The following is a 15533-nucleotide window of genomic DNA, read 5'->3' as shown; positions in this document are numbered from 1 at the left end:
TTCTCGGCCCGCCAGATCGTCAGCCACGGCCACATCCGCGTCAACGGCGTGAAGTGCAACATCGCCAGCCGCCGCGTGCGCCCCGGCGATATTCTCACCCTCGGCCCCAAGGCCAAGGAAATGGCCCTCATCGCCGAAGCCCAGTCGCTCGCCGAGCGTGACGTGCCCGATTACGTCGTCGCCGAAGCCGACAAGGCCACCTTCGTGCGCGTCCCCACGCTCGACGAAGTGCCCTACCCGGTGAAGATGGAACCGAACCTGGTGGTCGAGTTCTACTCGCGCTGATCCACGGTTTCATATCGAACACGAAAAAGGCGGGGCGAAAGTCCCGCCTTTTTTGTGTTTGCTGTCCTGCCCACTGGCACAAGATGCCGCTCGGCCCAGGAAGGCCACATGGCGTCGTTCCGGCTGGCAGAAACGTCCGCAGTGCTAACTGCGTTGATCGCCCAGCCATCGGTTCGCCCCCGAAACACCATGCCCCGACCATCTGCGGTCGCAGGCTGATCAAACCCTTGCTCCAACGAATCCGCCATAATCAATCATTTGCGCACTCTTTACGATTGTTATTGATTGATATTGATCATAGCAGTTTGTTTGTGATACTAACCGTTCGGCCCGGGGGGAACATCCGGGCCTTGAGGATGGTTGGAGGAAATCAATGGGGAAGCCTAATTCGCGTGTCGGTCTGACTGTGGCTGCACTCTTGCTGGCGAGCACAAGCACGGCTGCATTCGCCGCTCCCGCTGCGGCAGACGCCGCCGGGGACACCGCCGCACAAGCAGGCACCACAGACGACGCAACAGACAAGCGCGAAATCATTGTCACCGGCGTGTTCGGCTCGCGCGCGATCGAGAACGCCCCGATCTCGATCAACGTCGTCTCGGCCCAGCAGCTGGCCCAGCACGCCGCCGTTTCTGCAGCGGACCTGCTCAAGAATGTCCCCGGCGTCTTCGTGAACTCGTCGCTCGGCGAAATCCGCAACGTCGTCTTCTCGCGCGGCATCTCGGCCAACTCGCTCGATGCGGCGAGTGGCTACTACTATGTCTCGCTGCAGGAAGACGGGCTGCCGGTGGAACTCGCCACTGCCAACAACTTCGGCCCCGACTATTTCTTGCGCCCCGATCTCAACCTTGCCCGCGTGGAAGGCCTGCGCGGTGGCACGGCGGCGATCACCGGCCCCAACGCGCCGGGCGGCATCTTCAACTACATCTCGCGCACCGGCAAAAGCAATCCGGGCATGGAAGTCCAGCTCAAGGGCGGGCTGCAGGGCGATCTTGCCAATCCCTACTATCGCGGTGATGTCTATCTCGGCGGCAAGCTGAACGACAGCGGGCTCTATTACTCGATCGGCGGCTTCTACCGCTGGGATCGTGGTTCGCGCGATCCGGGCTATGCCATGAACAAGGGCGGGCAGATCCACGGCAACATTCTCTACGATTATGCCAATGGCTCGCTCATGTTCACGGCCAAGTATCTCGATGATCACAACGCCTGGAACGAGTTCACCCCGGCCATCGGCGCCACGCGCATTGCGCCGGGCTTCTCCAAGACCTCCTCGGTCCTGCCGCCTGCCAATGCCGCTCACTGCTTCCCGAATGCGGATGGCCGCAACGAATGCTGGGATCCCACCCGGCTGGTCCATTCGCGCAGCGCAGCCTTCGGGCTCAAGTGGAACCACGAATTCGGCGAAGGCTGGAAGTTTGAAAACAATGCCCGCTACACTAGCTCCAAGGCGGACTGGAACACCGGCGCGCTGATTTCGGCGAGCCCGATGACCGACGTGGTGACCTCGTTCATCAATACCAACGCCTTCCTGCCGGCAGGCACGATCAACTACTTCTTCAGGAACAGCGGCCAGCTCGCCACCAGCAATCTGGTGATCCCCACCCCGTTCGGCTTCAGCGTGCAGGCAATCACGCAGAACAATCTGCCCAACCAGAACCTTCTGGCGGGCGGCATCTTCACGCAGGTCGCTTTCGTCCAGCACTACAAGTCGGAAAACTTCGTCGATCAGGCAACGCTGACAAAGGACTGGGGCGACCACCATCTGGCGCTTGGCGGCTACGTGGCGCTCTCGAAGCTTCGCCTGCGCCAGGGCGGCGGCGGCATCGGCTTCTCGACCTTGACGCCCCGGCCCGAGATGCTGACCGCCACTTTCACCGACGCCACCGGCAAGGTCTTCGAGCTCACCGATCCGAGCGGCTTCCAGGCGCTCGGCACCGTGGGCGGCAATGACTACAGCGGCACGCAGCACCAGTACTCGGTATTCTTCGGCGATACCTGGAAAGTCACGCCGGAGCTGACGCTCGACGCCGGCGGCCGCTGGGAAAGCATCAGCTACAATGTGAACAACCAGACCTATACCTCGGGCTTCAGCCCCACGGGTGCCGATGGCAATGCGCTGACCCTTTACGACAACTTCGTGCCGTCGATCGGTCCGGTCTACAACACCCGGCGCAGCTACCGCTTCTTCAACTTCTCGGTCTCGGCGGCGTACGAGTTCTCCAGCAATTTCAACGCCTATGTCCGCTACACCAACGGCAAGAAGGCGCCTGATTTCGGCGGGATCGTGGCGATCAACACGCCTGCGCAGATCGCAACCGTGTTCCCCAAGCCGCAGAAGATTCAGCAGGTCGAGCTGGGCCTCAAGTATTCGCAAGGCGGGATCAACCTGCAGGTCTTCCCGTTCTACTCGAAGCTCTCGAACGTCACCACGGCGCAGACCTTCACGTATACGGCGGGTGCGCAAACCGGGCAGTTCTATTCTCCCCCGCCGGTCGCCGGGGAGATCGAGACCTACGGTGTCGAAATGGCGCTGTCGGCGCGGATCACCTCGACACTGTCGACCCGCATCAACCTCACCTTGCAGAGCCCCAAATCACGCAACTTCGGCTCATGGGCACAAGGGCCGAAGGGCGACGGCACGGATGACGTCCTCACCCTGATCGCGCCGGGCGATGCCGACAACAACCCGAAGATCATCGCACGCGGCGGTCTTGACTGGACCCCGATCAAGGGCGTGACGCTGTTCGGCGAGGTCAGCCACCTCGGCAAGCGTGCGGCCAACCAGGCCAATGCGTTCTACCTGCCGGCCTACACTACGCTCGATCTCGGTGCCTCGTGGGAGGTTACCGACCGGCTCAAGCTGCAGTTCAACATGGTCAACGTCACCAACACGCTTGGGGTGATGTCGTGGTCGCGGTCTGACAGCCTGCTCGCCAGCATCGACCGGCAGGGCCTTGCCAAGGGCGCTTATGATCCGAACGGGCTCTACCCGATCCTCGGCATCCAGCCGCGCGCCGCTTTCCTGAGCGCCAACTACAAGTTCTGATCAAACAGCAAGGCGGCGCAGATGTGCGCCGCCTTCCAGCTCCTCCCCGTTTTTGCGGCACGCACAAATGGGGAGGTAGCAGCCCGCAGGGCCGACGGTGGGGTAAGCCCTAGCGCTTCGACAGATACCTTGCACGGAAGGCGCTGGCAAAGCTCGCAAACCGCCCTTCGGCAATCGCGCTGCGCATTGCGGCCATCAGCTGCTGGTAGAACGCAAGGTTGTGCTCGGTCAGCAGCATCGCGCCGAGCATCTCGCCCGCCTTGTGGAGGTGGTGCAGATAGGCCCGGCTGTATTTCGCGCAGACCGGGCAGGTGCAGTCCGGATCGAGCGGCCCCATGTCCTCGGCGTGGCGCGCATTGCGCATGTTGATCGGCCCGTCCCAGGTAAAGCCCTGCCCGTTCCGCCCTGATCGCGTCGGCAGCACGCAGTCGAACATGTCGACCCCGCGCTCCACCGCGCCGACAAGGTCATCGGGCTTGCCCACCCCCATCAGGTAGCGCGGACGGTCCGCCGGCAGCTGGCCGGGCGCAAAGTCGAGCGTGGCGAACATCGCCTCTTGCCCCTCGCCCACTGCCAGTCCGCCAATGGCATAGCCGTCGAAGCCGATGTCGGTGAGCGCTCCGGCACTCGCCGCGCGCAATTGCTCGTCAAGCCCGCCCTGCTGAATGCCGAACAGCGCGGCGTCCTCCGCATGCTGGCCGCCCGCATCAAACCCGTCGCGGCTGCGCCTGGCCCAGCGCATCGACATCTCCATGGACCGCGCGATCACGTCGCGCGGCTGGTCGATCTTGGGGCACTCATCGAAGGCCATCACGATATCGCTGCCCAGCAGGCGCTGGATTTCCATGCTGCGCTCGGGTGTCAGGTTGTGGCGCGAGCCATCGATATGGCTGGCGAAGGTCACGCCTTCCTCGGTGATCTTGCGCAGTTCCGAAAGGCTCATCACCTGATAGCCGCCGCTGTCCGTCAGGATCGGCTTGTCCCAACGCATGAACCTGTGCAGCCCGCCCAGCCGCGCCATCCGCTCCGCACCCGGCCGCAGCATCAGGTGGTAGGTGTTGCCGAGGATGATGTCCGCACCCGTTGCGGCAACGTCCTCCACTTTCATCGCCTTCACCGTGCCCGCCGTGCCGACCGGCATGAACGCGGGCGTGCGGATCGTGCCGCGCTTCATCTGGATCGCGCCGGTGCGCGCGCGGCCATCGGTGGCGTGGACGGTGAAGGAAAAGCGGGTCATCTGGGATTCTCGGAGCCGGAAAGGTTGTGCGGCTTAGTCCCAAAGCGCATGGGGCGCAAATGCACGACGCCTTCGTTCTCGCCCCCTGGCTCTATCCCGCGCTGACCGGCCTTGCCGTGATGACGGGCTGCATCGATGCCATCGCAGGCGGCGGGGGCCTCCTCACTATCCCCGCGCTGATCTATGCCGGGCTGCCGCCGCACCTGATGCTCGGCACCAACAAGCTGCAGTCCGCGATGGGTGCCACCGTCGCAACCACGCGCTATTACCGGGCCGGGCTCTTTGTGCTGCGCGCCAGCCTGCCCGCCACAGCGGCCGCCTTTATCGGCGCGGGCGCGGGCGCGCTCGTCATCCAGCATTTCGACGCGCATGTCCTCAGCCTCGTCGTGCCGCTGCTGCTGATGGCCTCCGCGCTCTACACCCTGCTTTCGCCCCGCATGGACGATACGCCCGGCAAGCCCCGCCTTTCCGAACGCGCCTATCTCCCCGTGGCCGGGGGCATTGGCTTCTACGATGGCTTTTTCGGCCCCGGCACCGGCCAGTTCTTCGCCGCCACGCTGGTGGGCCTGCGCGGTCTCGGCCTCACCCGCGCCACGGGGCTCACCAAGCTGCTCAACCTTGCCAGCAACGCGGCCAGCCTCGTGGTTTTCGCGGCGGGCGGACAGGTCATCTGGCTCCTTGGCATGTGCATGGGCGCAGGATCGATGGTGGGCGCGATGATCGGCACGCGCCTTGCCACCCGCTATGGTGCGGCGCTGATCCGCCCGCTCCTCGTCACCGCCAGCCTCGCGCTGACCGGCAAACTGGTGTGGAGTTGGTTCGCGAATTGACCGGTCGCAATTCGCGGGCGCCATCCCGCTGCTAGGTTCCTCGCAAGAACCCCAACGAGGAGAGCTTCCATGAGCCATGCCGACCACGATCTCGCCGCCGCTTTCCCGGAAGCCGCCGCCAGGCTCCACGCCCTCAAGCTGAACGACGCGCACTTCCGCAAGCTGAGCGATGCCTACTACCAGCTCGACAAGGCCATCCACCGCGCCGAAACCGGGATCGAGCCGACCTCGGACCAGCACCTCGAGGACCTCAAGAAACAGCGGCTGACCGTGCTCGATGCGGTCGCGGAGATGGTCGCGGCCTAGGGTATCAGCAGGCTGGAATCGCCATAGCTGTAGAACCGGTACTCATTGGCGATGGCGTAAGCGTAGGCTTCCTGCATCCGCTCCAGCCCCATCAGCGCGCTGACCAGCATCATGAGCGTTGATTTGGGCAGGTGGAAGTTGGTCATCAGCCCGTCGATCGCGCGGAACTTGTAGCCCGGCGTGATGAAGATGCTGGTATCGCCCGCAAACGGGTGGATCACGCGGGTTTCATCCGCCGCGCTTTCCAGCAGGCGCAGGCTGGTGGTGCCTACCGCGATGATCCGCCCACCCGCCGCGCGGACTGCATTGAGCCGTGCCGCCGTTTCGGGTTCGATGCTGCCCCATTCGGCATGCATGGCATGGTCGTCGGTATCGTCCGCCTTGACCGGCAGGAACGTGCCCGCCCCCACGTGCAAGGTCAGCGTCTCGTGCAGAACGCCTGCCTCGGCAAGCGCCGCCATCAACTCGGGCGTGAAATGGAGCGCTGCTGTGGGTGCCGCCACCGCGCCGTCTTCCGCTGCGAACATCGTCTGGTAATCCTCGCGGTCGCGTTCATCGACCGCGCGCTTGCCCGCGATATAGGGCGGCAGCGGCATCCGCCCCGCACGCTCCAGCAGCACCTCGACCGGCTCCTCGCCGCCGAACGCCAGCGTCCAGCTGCCATCGGCATGGCGGTCCTCGGCGGTCGCCGTCACGCCCGCGCCGAACATGATGGCGACGCCCGGCTTCAGCCGCCGCCCGTTGCGCACGAAAGCCTGCCAGCGGCGAAGATCGATGCGCTTGTGCAAGGTCGCGCCGATCCGTGCATTGCCGACCTCGCCTTCCAGCTGCGCCGGGATCACCCGCGTATCGTTGAACACCAGCACGTCGCCCGCGCGCAGCAGCCCCGGCAGATCGCGCACCACTGCATCGGTGAACGGCCCTTCGGCCCCCACGCCTAGCAGCCGGGCCGAATCGCGTGGGGAAGCCGGGCGCAGCGCGATGCGCTCTGGCGGAAGCTCGAAATCAAACAGGTCTACACGCACGGCAGGATCAGTTGGACTGCGAATTGCTCAGCATATCAGCCGTGATCGCCGCGGGCGCCGCAGGTGCGGGCGGCGGCGGCGGGGCCTTGCCTTCGGAGGCGAGGCTCGCCTGCACGATCTTGGTGGGGTTCTTCGGCGGCTCGCCGCGCACGATGGAATCGACCACGTCCATCCCGGCGATCACCCGCCCGAAGTTGGTGTATTTGTGATCGAGCGCAAAGCGCGGATAGAACACGATGAAGAACTGGCTGTTGGCGCTGTTCGGCTCGTCCGTGCGCGCCATCGAGACTGTGCCGCGCAAGTGCGGGATATCGTTGAACTCGGCATTGAGGTCCGGCAGCTTCGAGCCGCCCTGGCCAGTGCCAGTCGGATCGCCCGTCTGCGCCATGAAGCCTTCGATCACGCGGTGAAAGATCACCCCGTTGTAGAAGCCTTCCTTGGTCAGCGTCTTGATCCGCTCGACATGCTTCGGCGCCCATTCCGGCATGAGCCGGATTGCCGCCCGCCCGCCGTTCGAAAGATCGAGCAGCAGCACATTGTCGGGATCATGGGCGATATCCGCATCGACGGCATAGGTCATCGTCGTCACGCGCTTGATCGGATCGACCTTGATCGGCTTCACCGCTTCCTTTTCGGGCGGCCGCTGGGCCATGGCCGGCGAGATCGGAGCGATCAGCGCCGCGCCGAGCGCGAGCCCGAGCGTGATCCTGGTGAACAAACGCGATGCCATCAAACCCAATTCCTAATCATTCTGGCGATCGGATCCGCCGCTGTGCGCCGGATAGACCCCTGCCGATGACGCCGCAATGAACAATTCGCCGCCCAATACGGCGTTCAGTAATCGCCAAGTTGGCCCTGTCGGCGGACCCGCTCCACCACTTCGTCGCGCACCTGCGGTGTCACGAACCGGTGAATATCCCCGCCAAACTGCGCGATTTCCTTGACGAGCTTGGACGCGATCGGCTGCAGGCTGACGTCGGCCATCAGAAACACCGTCTCGATGCCGTCGTTGAGCTGCTGGTTCATCCCCGCCATCTGGTATTCGTATTCAAAGTCCGCCACGGCGCGCAGACCGCGCACGATCACGCTGGCGCCCTGCTTTTCGGCAAACTTCATGAGGAGGGCATTGAAGCCCATCACGGAGACGTTCTCGATCCCCTGCGCCGCCACTTCGCGCGTGACCATGTCCATGCGCTCCTCGGGCGTGAACATCGGGTTCTTCGAAGGATTGGTCGTTACGCCGATGATCAGCTTGTCGACCAGCTTCGCCCCCCGGCGAATGATATCGAGATGCCCGAGCGTAATCGGGTCGAACGTGCCGGGGTATACCCCGATCCTTATGCCGCCCTCTCCCATTTACCGATCCCTTTCGACAATGAACCACGCCAGCGCGCGCAGCAGGTCCGCTTCCTCGCCATAAGAGGCAAGGAACCCCACCGCCTGCTCGACCAGCATCTGCGCCTGTTCGCGCGCCCGCTCGGGTCCGAGCAGCGAGAGGAAGGTCTCCTTGCCCGCGTTCTCGTCCTTGCGCAGCGCCTTGCCCGCCGCTTCCTCGTCGCCCTCGGCATCTAGCAGATCATCCGCGATCTGGAACGCGAGCCCGATATCGCGGGCATAACCGCGCAGGTGCGAGCGCCCCTCGGAAGGAATGCGCCCGATGATCGCGCCCATTTCCACCGCCGCACTCAGCAGCGCGCCGGTCTTCAGCTGCTGCAGCCGCGTCACGGTGGGCAGGTCGAACGAAGCCGTCTCGGCCACGATGTCCATCATCTGCCCGCCGGCCATGCCGTTCATCCCGCTCGCCAGCGCCAGCGTGCGCACAAGCTCGATCCGCACGAAGGGATCGCCCGAAAGGTTGGGATCGGACAGGACCTCGAAGGCAAAGTCGTGCAACGCATCACCCGCGAGCACCGCCGTCGCCTCGTCGAAGGCGACATGCAGCGTCGCCTTGCCGTGGCGCAGCGCATCGTTGTCCATGCACGGCAGATCGTCATGAATCAGCGAATAGACGTGGATCGCCTCAAGCGCGGTGCCGACGCGGATGGCCATCGCCCGGTCTGCGCCGAACAGGCTCGCCGTCGCCGAAACCAGCAGCGGGCGCAGCCGCTTGCCGCCGCCGATCGCGGCATAGCGCATCGCATCGATCAGCCGGTCCCGCGGGTCGTTGGCGATCGGCAGCAGCGCATCGAAGCTGGCATCGATATCCTCGCCAATGCGCTTCAGCGCTGGCAGCAGCAGGTCCCGCCAGGGACCGGTCCGTTCCATCGCAGTCATGCCCCGCCAGCTCCGTCATCAAAAGGCCGGGTTCCGGTCGCGCGCCCAGGACTGCCCGCAGGCCCATCGGTCACGATCGCCTCGATCCGCGCCTGCGCCGCATCGAGCCGTTTCTGGCAATGCGCGCGCAAAGCATCGCCCCGTGCATAAAGGTCTATCGATTCGTCGAGTGGCGCCTCGCCGCTTTCCAGCCGGCGGACGATATCTTCCAGCGCTTTCAAGGCTTCCTCGAAACTCAGCGAGCCGATGTCGGTATTGTGTGCCATCGATTGCCAGCATTGACGGGCGAGCCGCAGCCGGTCAAGCTTCGAGACAGGGAGCAGGTGCATGCAATTGGTGATCGCTTATGTCGTGGCAGCCCTCGTGTTCGGGGCGCTCGATGCCATGTGGCTCGGCTGGGCCGGGCCAAATCTCTATCGCCCGGCCTTGGGAGACTTGCTCGCGCCCAGCTTTCGGCTCGCGCCTGCGGGCATTTTCTACCTCGCCTATCTCGCCGGAATGGTCTGGTTCGCGATCCGTCCGGGCCTTGCCGGCGGCCTCGGCGCGGCCGCGCTCAATGGCGCGTTGCTCGGCGCCTTGTGCTACGCGACTTACGATTTCACCAATCAGGCCACGCTCGCCCGCTGGCCGAGCTACGTGACGGCCATTGACGTGTGCTGGGGCGCCTTCGCCACGATGACCGCCGCCGTCGCCGCCACCTACGCCGCGCGCGCCTTCGCCGGCTAAGCGGTCATGTTCATCGGTCACTACGCCCCCGCCTTCGCCGCCGCCGCTGCGCGCAAGTCACCGCCGCTGGCCGTGCTGGTCGTCGCGGTGCAGCTGCTCGATTTCGCCTTCTTCAGCTTCGCGCTGGTGGGCATCGAGCACTACCGGCTGGTGCCGAATTTCACCGCCAGCAACTGGCTCGATCTCTACGACATGCCGATCAGCCACAGCCTGCTCGGTGCCGCCGTTCTTGGCGCGCTGTTCGGCGGCCTTGTCCTTGCGCTCACCCGCAGCCGCACTGCCGCGCTGATCGCCTTCGCCTGCGTCCTTTCGCACTGGCTGGCGGATTTCATCGTCCATGCGCCGGATCTCACGCTCGCCGGATCGCCGCCCAAGCTCGGCCTTGGCCTGTGGAATCACCCGCTCACCGAACACGCGCTTGAAGTCCTGCTCGCTTTCGGTGCGCTCGCGTTCTACGCCCGCAGCACCCGCGCTGCCGGGCCGCGCTCGGGGCTGTTCCTCGGCCTGTTCGCCGCTACCCTCGCGCTGTTTCAGCTGATCGACTGGTTCGGCCCGCGCACCACCGAAATGAGCCCCGCGCAGCCGCTCCTCGCGCTCTTCGCCTTTACCGTGCTCGCCGTGCTGGCGCTGCTGGTAGAGGCCACCCGCTCGAAGCTTTCCGGGGCAAAGCGCTTCTCTTGAGACTCGCCTTGCCCGCGCCGCATCGCTAAGGGCGCGTCCATGGCCGAGATCACTGCAGAAACCGTCGCCGCCCACGGGCTATCGCAAGAAGAATACGCCCGCGTGCTCCACGCGCTGGGCCGCGAGCCGAACCTCGTCGAGCTCGGCATCTTCTCGGTCATGTGGTCGGAGCACTGTTCCTACAAGTCGAGCCGCATCCATTTGAAGAAGCTGCCCACCGAGGCACCCTGGGTCATCTGCGGCCCCGGTGAGAACGCCGGTGTAATCGATATCGGCGACGGGCCGGACGGCACCAAGCTCGCCGCCATCTTCAAGATGGAGAGCCACAACCACCCCTCCTACATCGAGCCCTATCAGGGCGCGGCGACGGGCGTGGGCGGCATTCTGCGCGACGTCTTCACCATGGGCGCGCGCCCCGTGGCCAACATGAACGCGCTGCGTTTCGGCCGCCCCGATCACCCCAAGATGAAGCATCTGGTGCAGGGCGTGGTCGCGGGCATCGGCGGCTATGGCAACTGCGTCGGCGTGCCGACCGTTGGCGGCGAGACCAATTTCCACCCCGCTTATGATGGCAACATCCTCGTCAACGCGATGACCGTGGGCGTCGCCGATCAGGACAAGATCTTCTATTCCGCCGCCACCGGCATCGGCAATCCGATCGTCTACGTCGGCTCGAAGACCGGACGCGACGGCATCCACGGCGCCACGATGGCGAGCGCGGACTTCGACGAGAAGTCCGAGGAAAAGCGCCCCACCGTGCAGGTCGGCGATCCCTTCACCGAAAAGCTCCTGATCGAAGCCTGCCTCGAACTCATGGCCACCGATGCCATCGTCGCAATTCAGGACATGGGCGCAGCCGGCCTCACCTCCTCGTCGGTCGAAATGGCGACCAACGGCAAGGCCGGCATCGTGCTCGACATGGACAAGGTGCCCTGCCGCGAGGAGGGCATGACCCCCTATGAAATGATGCTCTCGGAAAGCCAGGAGCGCATGCTCATGGTGCTGAAGCCCGGCAAGGAAGCCATGGCCGAGGCGATTTTCAAGAAGTGGGAGCTTGATTTCGCGGTCATCGGCGAAGTCACCGATACCGGCCATATGGTGCTGAAATTCAAGGGCGAAACTGTCTGCAACATCCCGCTCGGACCGCTTGCCGAGGATGCCCCGCTTTATGACCGCCCGGCACTCAGCCTTGCCGACTACAAGGCCTGGGCCAAAGTCCAGCCGCTCGGCGATGTGCCCGAATGCACCGATATCGGCGCGGACCTGCTAAAGCTCATGGCCTGCCCCGATCTCGCCAGCCGCCGCTGGATCTACGAGCAATACGATTCGCAGGTCGGCGCGGACACGCTGCAGAAGTCCGGCGGAGACGCCGCCGTCGTGCGTCTCCACGGCACCCAAAAGGCGCTCGCGATGAGCACCGATTGCACCCCGCGCTATTGCTACGCCGACCCTTACGAAGGCGGCAAGCAGGCGGTGGCCGAAACCTACCGCAACATCTCTGCGGTCGGCGCGACCCCGCTCGCGATCACCAACTGCCTCAACTTCGCCAATCCCCAGCGCCCCGAAATCATGGCCCAGATCGTCGAGGCCCTGCGCGGCATGGGCGATGCCTGCCGCGCGCTCGACTATCCCATCGTCTCGGGCAACGTCTCGCTCTACAACGAAAGCAAGGCGACCGGTGGCGGCTCGGCCATCCTCCCCACACCTGCCATCGGCGGCGTCGGGCTGATGGAAGACCACACCAAGATGGCGACCATCGCGTTCAAGAATGCAGGAGATGCAATCTGGCTGGTGGGCGAAGCGGGCGCGCACCTCGGCCAATCGCTCTGGCTTCGCGAGATTCACGGCCGTGAAGACGGCAGCCCCCCCCCCGTCGATCTCGCCGCCGAACGAAGCAACGGCGAAACCGTACGCAGCTTCATCGCCAGCGGCAAGGCCAATGCCGTTCACGACATTTCCGACGGAGGCCTGCTCGTCGCACTCGCGGAAATGGCGCTTGCCAGCAATCTTGGCTGCGAACTGACGATATCGCTCGATGCCGCCAGCGCATTCGGTGAAGATCAGGGTCGTTACATTGTCACGACCCACCCGGACGAACGTCTCGAAAGCGCTGTCCGCATCGGAACCGTGGGCGGCACAAGCGTTGCCGGAATCGAGGTTGCTCAGTTGCGCGAGGCCAACGAAGCCTTCTTCCGCGACTGGATGGAAGGCTAGATCCCCCCTCCTTGAGCCGGCAGAGCTGGCGGACGGGTATTTCGCCGGACTTGATCCCCGCTCCAAGGGGCGTACAACGGCGCCAAAACAAGGAGAGGCCGCGCCGATGTCCGATAACGAAATCCTCGAGGTCCGTCGTTCCGGCAGCCGCGTCGACCTGACACTCAATCGCCCGCAGCAATACAATGCGCTGAGCGAAGACCTCCTCGCCGCGCTGAAGGCCGAACTCGACAGCCTGGCCGCCGACAGCTCGATCAGCTGCGTCGTCCTCTCGGGCGCCGGCAAGGCCTTCTGCGCCGGGCACGATCTGCGCCAGATGCACGGCCAGCGCCGCCTCGATTACTACCGCACGCTGTTTGCCGCCTGCGCCGAAGTGATGGAAGCGATCGTCGCGCTCCCCGTCCCCGTCATCGCCCGCGTCCACGGCATCGCGACTGCGGCCGGCTGCCAGCTTGTCGGCGCCTGCGATCTTGCCATCGCCAGCCAGGATGCGCGCTTTGCCGTCTCGGGCATCAATGTCGGCCTGTTCTGCTCGACCCCTGCCGTCGCGCTCACCCGCAATGTGCCGGCCAAGCCCGCCTTCGAGATGCTCGTCACCGGCGAATTCATCAGCGCGCAGACTGCGGAAAGCTGGGGCCTGATCAACCACGCCGTCCCCGCCGACCAGCTCGACGCCGAGATCGACACGCTCGCCGCGACCATCGCCAGCAAGAGCCCCGATGCGATCCGCCGCGGCAAGGCGCTGTTCTACGCCCAGCGCGAAGTCCATCGCGCGGAGGCCTATGCGCTGGCCGCCGAGGTCATGGCGCAGAACATGATGGACGAAAACACCGCCGAGGGCATCGAGGCGTTTCTGGAAAAGCGCGCGCCGGTGTGGCGCTGACCTTTCGCTCCCACTCCATTTTTGCCGCAGGCACAAATGGAGCGTTGGCCCGCGAAGCGGGTCGGAGGGGTCCTTATCACCCCACCTGCACACCCTTCCAGAACGCCACCCGCCCCTTGATCGCAGCGGCCTTTTCCTTGGGCTCGGCGTAATACCAGGCCGCATCGCGGTTCTCCGCGCCGTCCACCACCAGCGAATAATACTCCGCCGTCCCCTTCCACGGGCAAAAGCTCGTCGTATCGCTGGGCTTCAACAGCGCCGCATCCACTGCCTCAAGCGGGAAATAGTGGTTGCCCTCGACCACCACCGTATCTTCGCTGCGCGCAATCACCGCGCCGTTCCACCGTGCCTCGACCATGCTTATCTCCTTTGCTGGTCAAGGTCGGGCGCCAGCTCGGAACAGTCAACCAGCCAGCAGGGCAATCACGGCGCCTTGCGCGCGGTCACATAGATCCAGTCGCCCTGCCCCAGCCACGGCCCCACCGCGGCCAGCGGCGCAAACAGCCCGGCATAGGCCAGCCGCTTCGGCATCTTCAGCAAGGTCTGCATCTGGCCGAAGGTATAGGCGAGATCGATCGCGAAATGCCGCGTCTCGCCCACCGCGAAGCCCGCCTTCGCCAGCATTGCCCCCAGCGTCTTCGCCGAAAACTGGTAGAGGTGATAAGGCGGTTCCGGGTGCGGCCAGTAGTCCAGCTTCTTGGCAATCGGCAGCGAAGCCCTGGGAAACAACCCGTCGAGATTGGGCGTCGAAAGCACGATCGTGCCCCCCGGCGCCAGCAAGTCCCAAGCCTTGCGCAGATCCCCCAGCGGATCGGGCACATGCTCGATCACATCGAACATCGTCAGCACGTCGAGCGAGCCCGGCGCCTGCGGGGCATCATGGATCGTGCCCTCGGCCACCTCGAGCCCATAGTGCGAACGCGCAAAGGCCGCGCTCGCCTCGTTCATTTCCAGCCCGGTCGCGGCAAAGCCTGCATCGCGCGCCCGCGCAGCAAACTGGCCGATCGAGCAGCCCACATCGAGCAGCCGCCCACCTTTTGCACCCCGGCGCGTTTCGGCAAGGTGCCGCACCGCAATCCGGTCCTGGGTGGCAAAGGTCTCGCTCGCAGGATCGCACAGCGCAGCATGATAGGAAGCGCCCGCAGAATAGAGCACCTTCAGTTCGTCCATGGTCGGCGGATTGGCGATATAGGCAAGCCCGCAGCCGGAGCAGCGCACCAGATCATAGCCCTTGGCCCGAAACAGATGCGCCGCGTCCGTCGTTCCGCAGTGGTTGCAGCTCACAAAGTCGTCCCGCTTGCCGATCAGACTGAAAGACCTAACGCAGAAGCATTAAGGAACGCTCATCCGCCCCGCTCACCTTCCTTCCCCTCCCCCGCTCGGCGGAGGCCGGGTGGGGGTGGCCCGCCGCCCGAATTGGAACGCAATCCCCGGAGTGCCGCACTCCATCAAGCGCGCTACTGGCAAGCCTATGCAAAACCTCACCGATACCATCGCCGCGCTCGATTGGCCCGCCCTCGCGCAAAGCCTCGACGATCTCGGCTACGCCCTCACCCGCCAGGTGCTGGACAGCGAAACCTGCACTGCGCTGGCCGCCAGCTACCACGATGACAGCCTCTTCCGCTCGACCGTCATCATGGCCCGCCACGGCTTCGGCAAGGGCGAGTACCGCTATCTTGCTTATCCGCTGCCCGATGTGGTGCAGACGCTGCGAAGCGCGCTTTACCCGCATCTGGCCGCCATCGCGAACACGTGGGCCGAACGCCTCGGCACAAGCGACATCTGGCCGCAAAGCCACGCTGCCCTCCTCGATCGCTGCCACGCCTTCGGACAACCGCGCCCCACCCCGCTCCTGCTGCGCTACCGCGCGGGCGACTACAACTGCCTGCATCAGGACCTCTACGGGCCGATCCACTTCCCGTTGCAAGCCGTCGTGATGCTGAGTCCCGACGACAGCTACACCGGCGGTGCGCTCACCCTCGTTGAAAACCGCCCCCGCATGCAGAGCCGCGTCGAAGTCGTGCCG

At 64.9% G+C, this 15533-nt stretch carries 17 protein-coding genes; 9 read left to right on the top strand and 8 right to left on the bottom strand.

Features of this window, described 5'->3' with window-relative positions; all coding sequences use genetic code 11:
• On the top strand, window positions 1–285 hold a 285-nt coding region (locus K5Q19_RS20070; protein WP_292948790.1), incomplete at its 5' end, for a S4 domain-containing protein.
• Between the two features lie 373 nt (window positions 286–658).
• Entirely contained in the window at window positions 659–3331 is a 2673-nt protein-coding gene (locus K5Q19_RS20065) for a TonB-dependent receptor (RefSeq protein ID WP_292948788.1), read from the top strand.
• A gap of 109 nt (window positions 3332–3440) precedes the next feature.
• On the opposite strand, the gene tgt is transcribed toward K5Q19_RS20065, so the two are convergent.
• On the bottom strand, window positions 3441–4568 hold the full coding sequence (tgt, locus tag K5Q19_RS20060; RefSeq protein WP_292948787.1) for a tRNA guanosine(34) transglycosylase Tgt: 1128 nt from the start codon (window positions 4566–4568) through the stop codon (window positions 3441–3443).
• A 59-nt stretch (window positions 4569–4627) separates the two neighbouring features.
• Here tgt and K5Q19_RS20055 point away from each other — a divergent pair, with 59 nt between their 5' ends.
• Together K5Q19_RS20055 and K5Q19_RS20050 are read left to right on the top strand one after the other, a co-directional pair.
• The gene (locus tag K5Q19_RS20055) at window positions 4628–5398 is read left to right on the top strand and encodes a TSUP family transporter (protein ID WP_292948785.1); all 771 of its coding nucleotides are present in this window, start codon (window positions 4628–4630) and stop codon (window positions 5396–5398) included.
• A gap of 69 nt (window positions 5399–5467) precedes the next feature.
• On the top strand, window positions 5468–5704 hold the full coding sequence (locus tag K5Q19_RS20050) for a DUF465 domain-containing protein (RefSeq protein ID WP_292948783.1): 237 nt from the start codon (window positions 5468–5470) through the stop codon (window positions 5702–5704).
• Here the strand turns inward: K5Q19_RS20050 and queA are convergent.
• From queA to K5Q19_RS20025, 5 genes are all read right to left on the bottom strand, one after another.
• On the bottom strand, window positions 5701–6729 hold the full coding sequence (gene queA / locus K5Q19_RS20045; RefSeq protein ID WP_292948781.1) for a tRNA preQ1(34) S-adenosylmethionine ribosyltransferase-isomerase QueA: 1029 nt from the start codon (window positions 6727–6729) through the stop codon (window positions 5701–5703). The two genes, K5Q19_RS20050 and queA, sit on opposite strands and share 4 nt — an antisense overlap.
• A gap of 7 nt (window positions 6730–6736) precedes the next feature.
• A complete protein-coding gene (locus tag K5Q19_RS20040) occupies window positions 6737–7459 on the bottom strand; it encodes a peptidylprolyl isomerase (protein ID WP_292948779.1) in 723 nt (240 codons plus the stop codon).
• Window positions 7460–7563: 104 nt separating this feature from the next.
• The gene (gene coaD / locus K5Q19_RS20035; RefSeq protein ID WP_292948777.1) at window positions 7564–8085 is read right to left on the bottom strand and encodes a pantetheine-phosphate adenylyltransferase; all 522 of its coding nucleotides are present in this window, start codon (window positions 8083–8085) and stop codon (window positions 7564–7566) included.
• Window positions 8086–9003 (bottom strand): farnesyl diphosphate synthase, encoded by a 918-nt coding sequence (locus K5Q19_RS20030; RefSeq protein ID WP_292948775.1) that lies wholly within the window; start codon window positions 9001–9003, stop codon window positions 8086–8088.
• Complete coding sequence (locus K5Q19_RS20025; protein WP_292948792.1) at window positions 9000–9269, bottom strand: exodeoxyribonuclease VII small subunit; 270 nt, start codon at window positions 9267–9269, stop codon at window positions 9000–9002. The genes K5Q19_RS20030 and K5Q19_RS20025 overlap by 4 nt, the downstream gene beginning before the upstream one ends.
• A 61-nt stretch (window positions 9270–9330) precedes the next feature.
• On the opposite strand from K5Q19_RS20025, the gene K5Q19_RS20020 reads away from it, so the two are divergent.
• From K5Q19_RS20020 to K5Q19_RS20005, 4 genes are all read left to right on the top strand, one after another.
• Window positions 9331–9729, top strand: coding sequence for a DUF2177 family protein (locus K5Q19_RS20020; protein WP_292948773.1), 399 nt, complete (start codon window positions 9331–9333; stop codon window positions 9727–9729).
• 6 nt (window positions 9730–9735) lie between these two features.
• Window positions 9736–10410: a hypothetical protein gene (locus K5Q19_RS20015; protein WP_292948771.1), complete on the top strand. Its 675-nt coding sequence runs from the start codon at window positions 9736–9738 to the stop codon at window positions 10408–10410.
• Between the two features lie 39 nt (window positions 10411–10449).
• Entirely contained in the window at window positions 10450–12624 is a 2175-nt protein-coding gene (gene purL, locus K5Q19_RS20010) for a phosphoribosylformylglycinamidine synthase subunit PurL (RefSeq protein ID WP_292948769.1), read from the top strand.
• Window positions 12625–12730: 106 nt separating this feature from the next.
• On the top strand, window positions 12731–13507 hold the full coding sequence (locus K5Q19_RS20005) for an enoyl-CoA hydratase (RefSeq protein ID WP_292948767.1): 777 nt from the start codon (window positions 12731–12733) through the stop codon (window positions 13505–13507).
• 76 nt (window positions 13508–13583) lie between these two features.
• On the opposite strand, the gene K5Q19_RS20000 is transcribed toward K5Q19_RS20005, so the two are convergent.
• Both K5Q19_RS20000 and K5Q19_RS19995 read right to left on the bottom strand, forming a co-directional pair.
• Window positions 13584–13865 carry a DUF427 domain-containing protein gene (locus K5Q19_RS20000; protein WP_292948765.1) on the bottom strand — a complete coding sequence of 94 codons (282 nt, stop codon included), beginning with the start codon at window positions 13863–13865 and terminating at the stop codon, window positions 13584–13586.
• 65 nt (window positions 13866–13930) lie between these two features.
• Window positions 13931–14791 (bottom strand): class I SAM-dependent methyltransferase, encoded by an 861-nt coding sequence (locus tag K5Q19_RS19995; protein WP_292948763.1) that lies wholly within the window; start codon window positions 14789–14791, stop codon window positions 13931–13933.
• A 187-nt stretch (window positions 14792–14978) separates the two neighbouring features.
• Between K5Q19_RS19995 and K5Q19_RS19990 the strand changes: the two genes are divergently transcribed.
• The coding region (locus K5Q19_RS19990; protein WP_292948761.1) for a 2OG-Fe(II) oxygenase at window positions 14979–15533 on the top strand (555 nt) is incomplete at its 3' end.

Origin of the sequence: Novosphingobium sp. (assembly GCF_019748365.1) — a bacterium.
Lineage (GTDB): Bacteria > Pseudomonadota > Alphaproteobacteria > Sphingomonadales > Sphingomonadaceae > Novosphingobium.
This window is presented reverse-complemented; position numbering and strand designations above follow the sequence as displayed.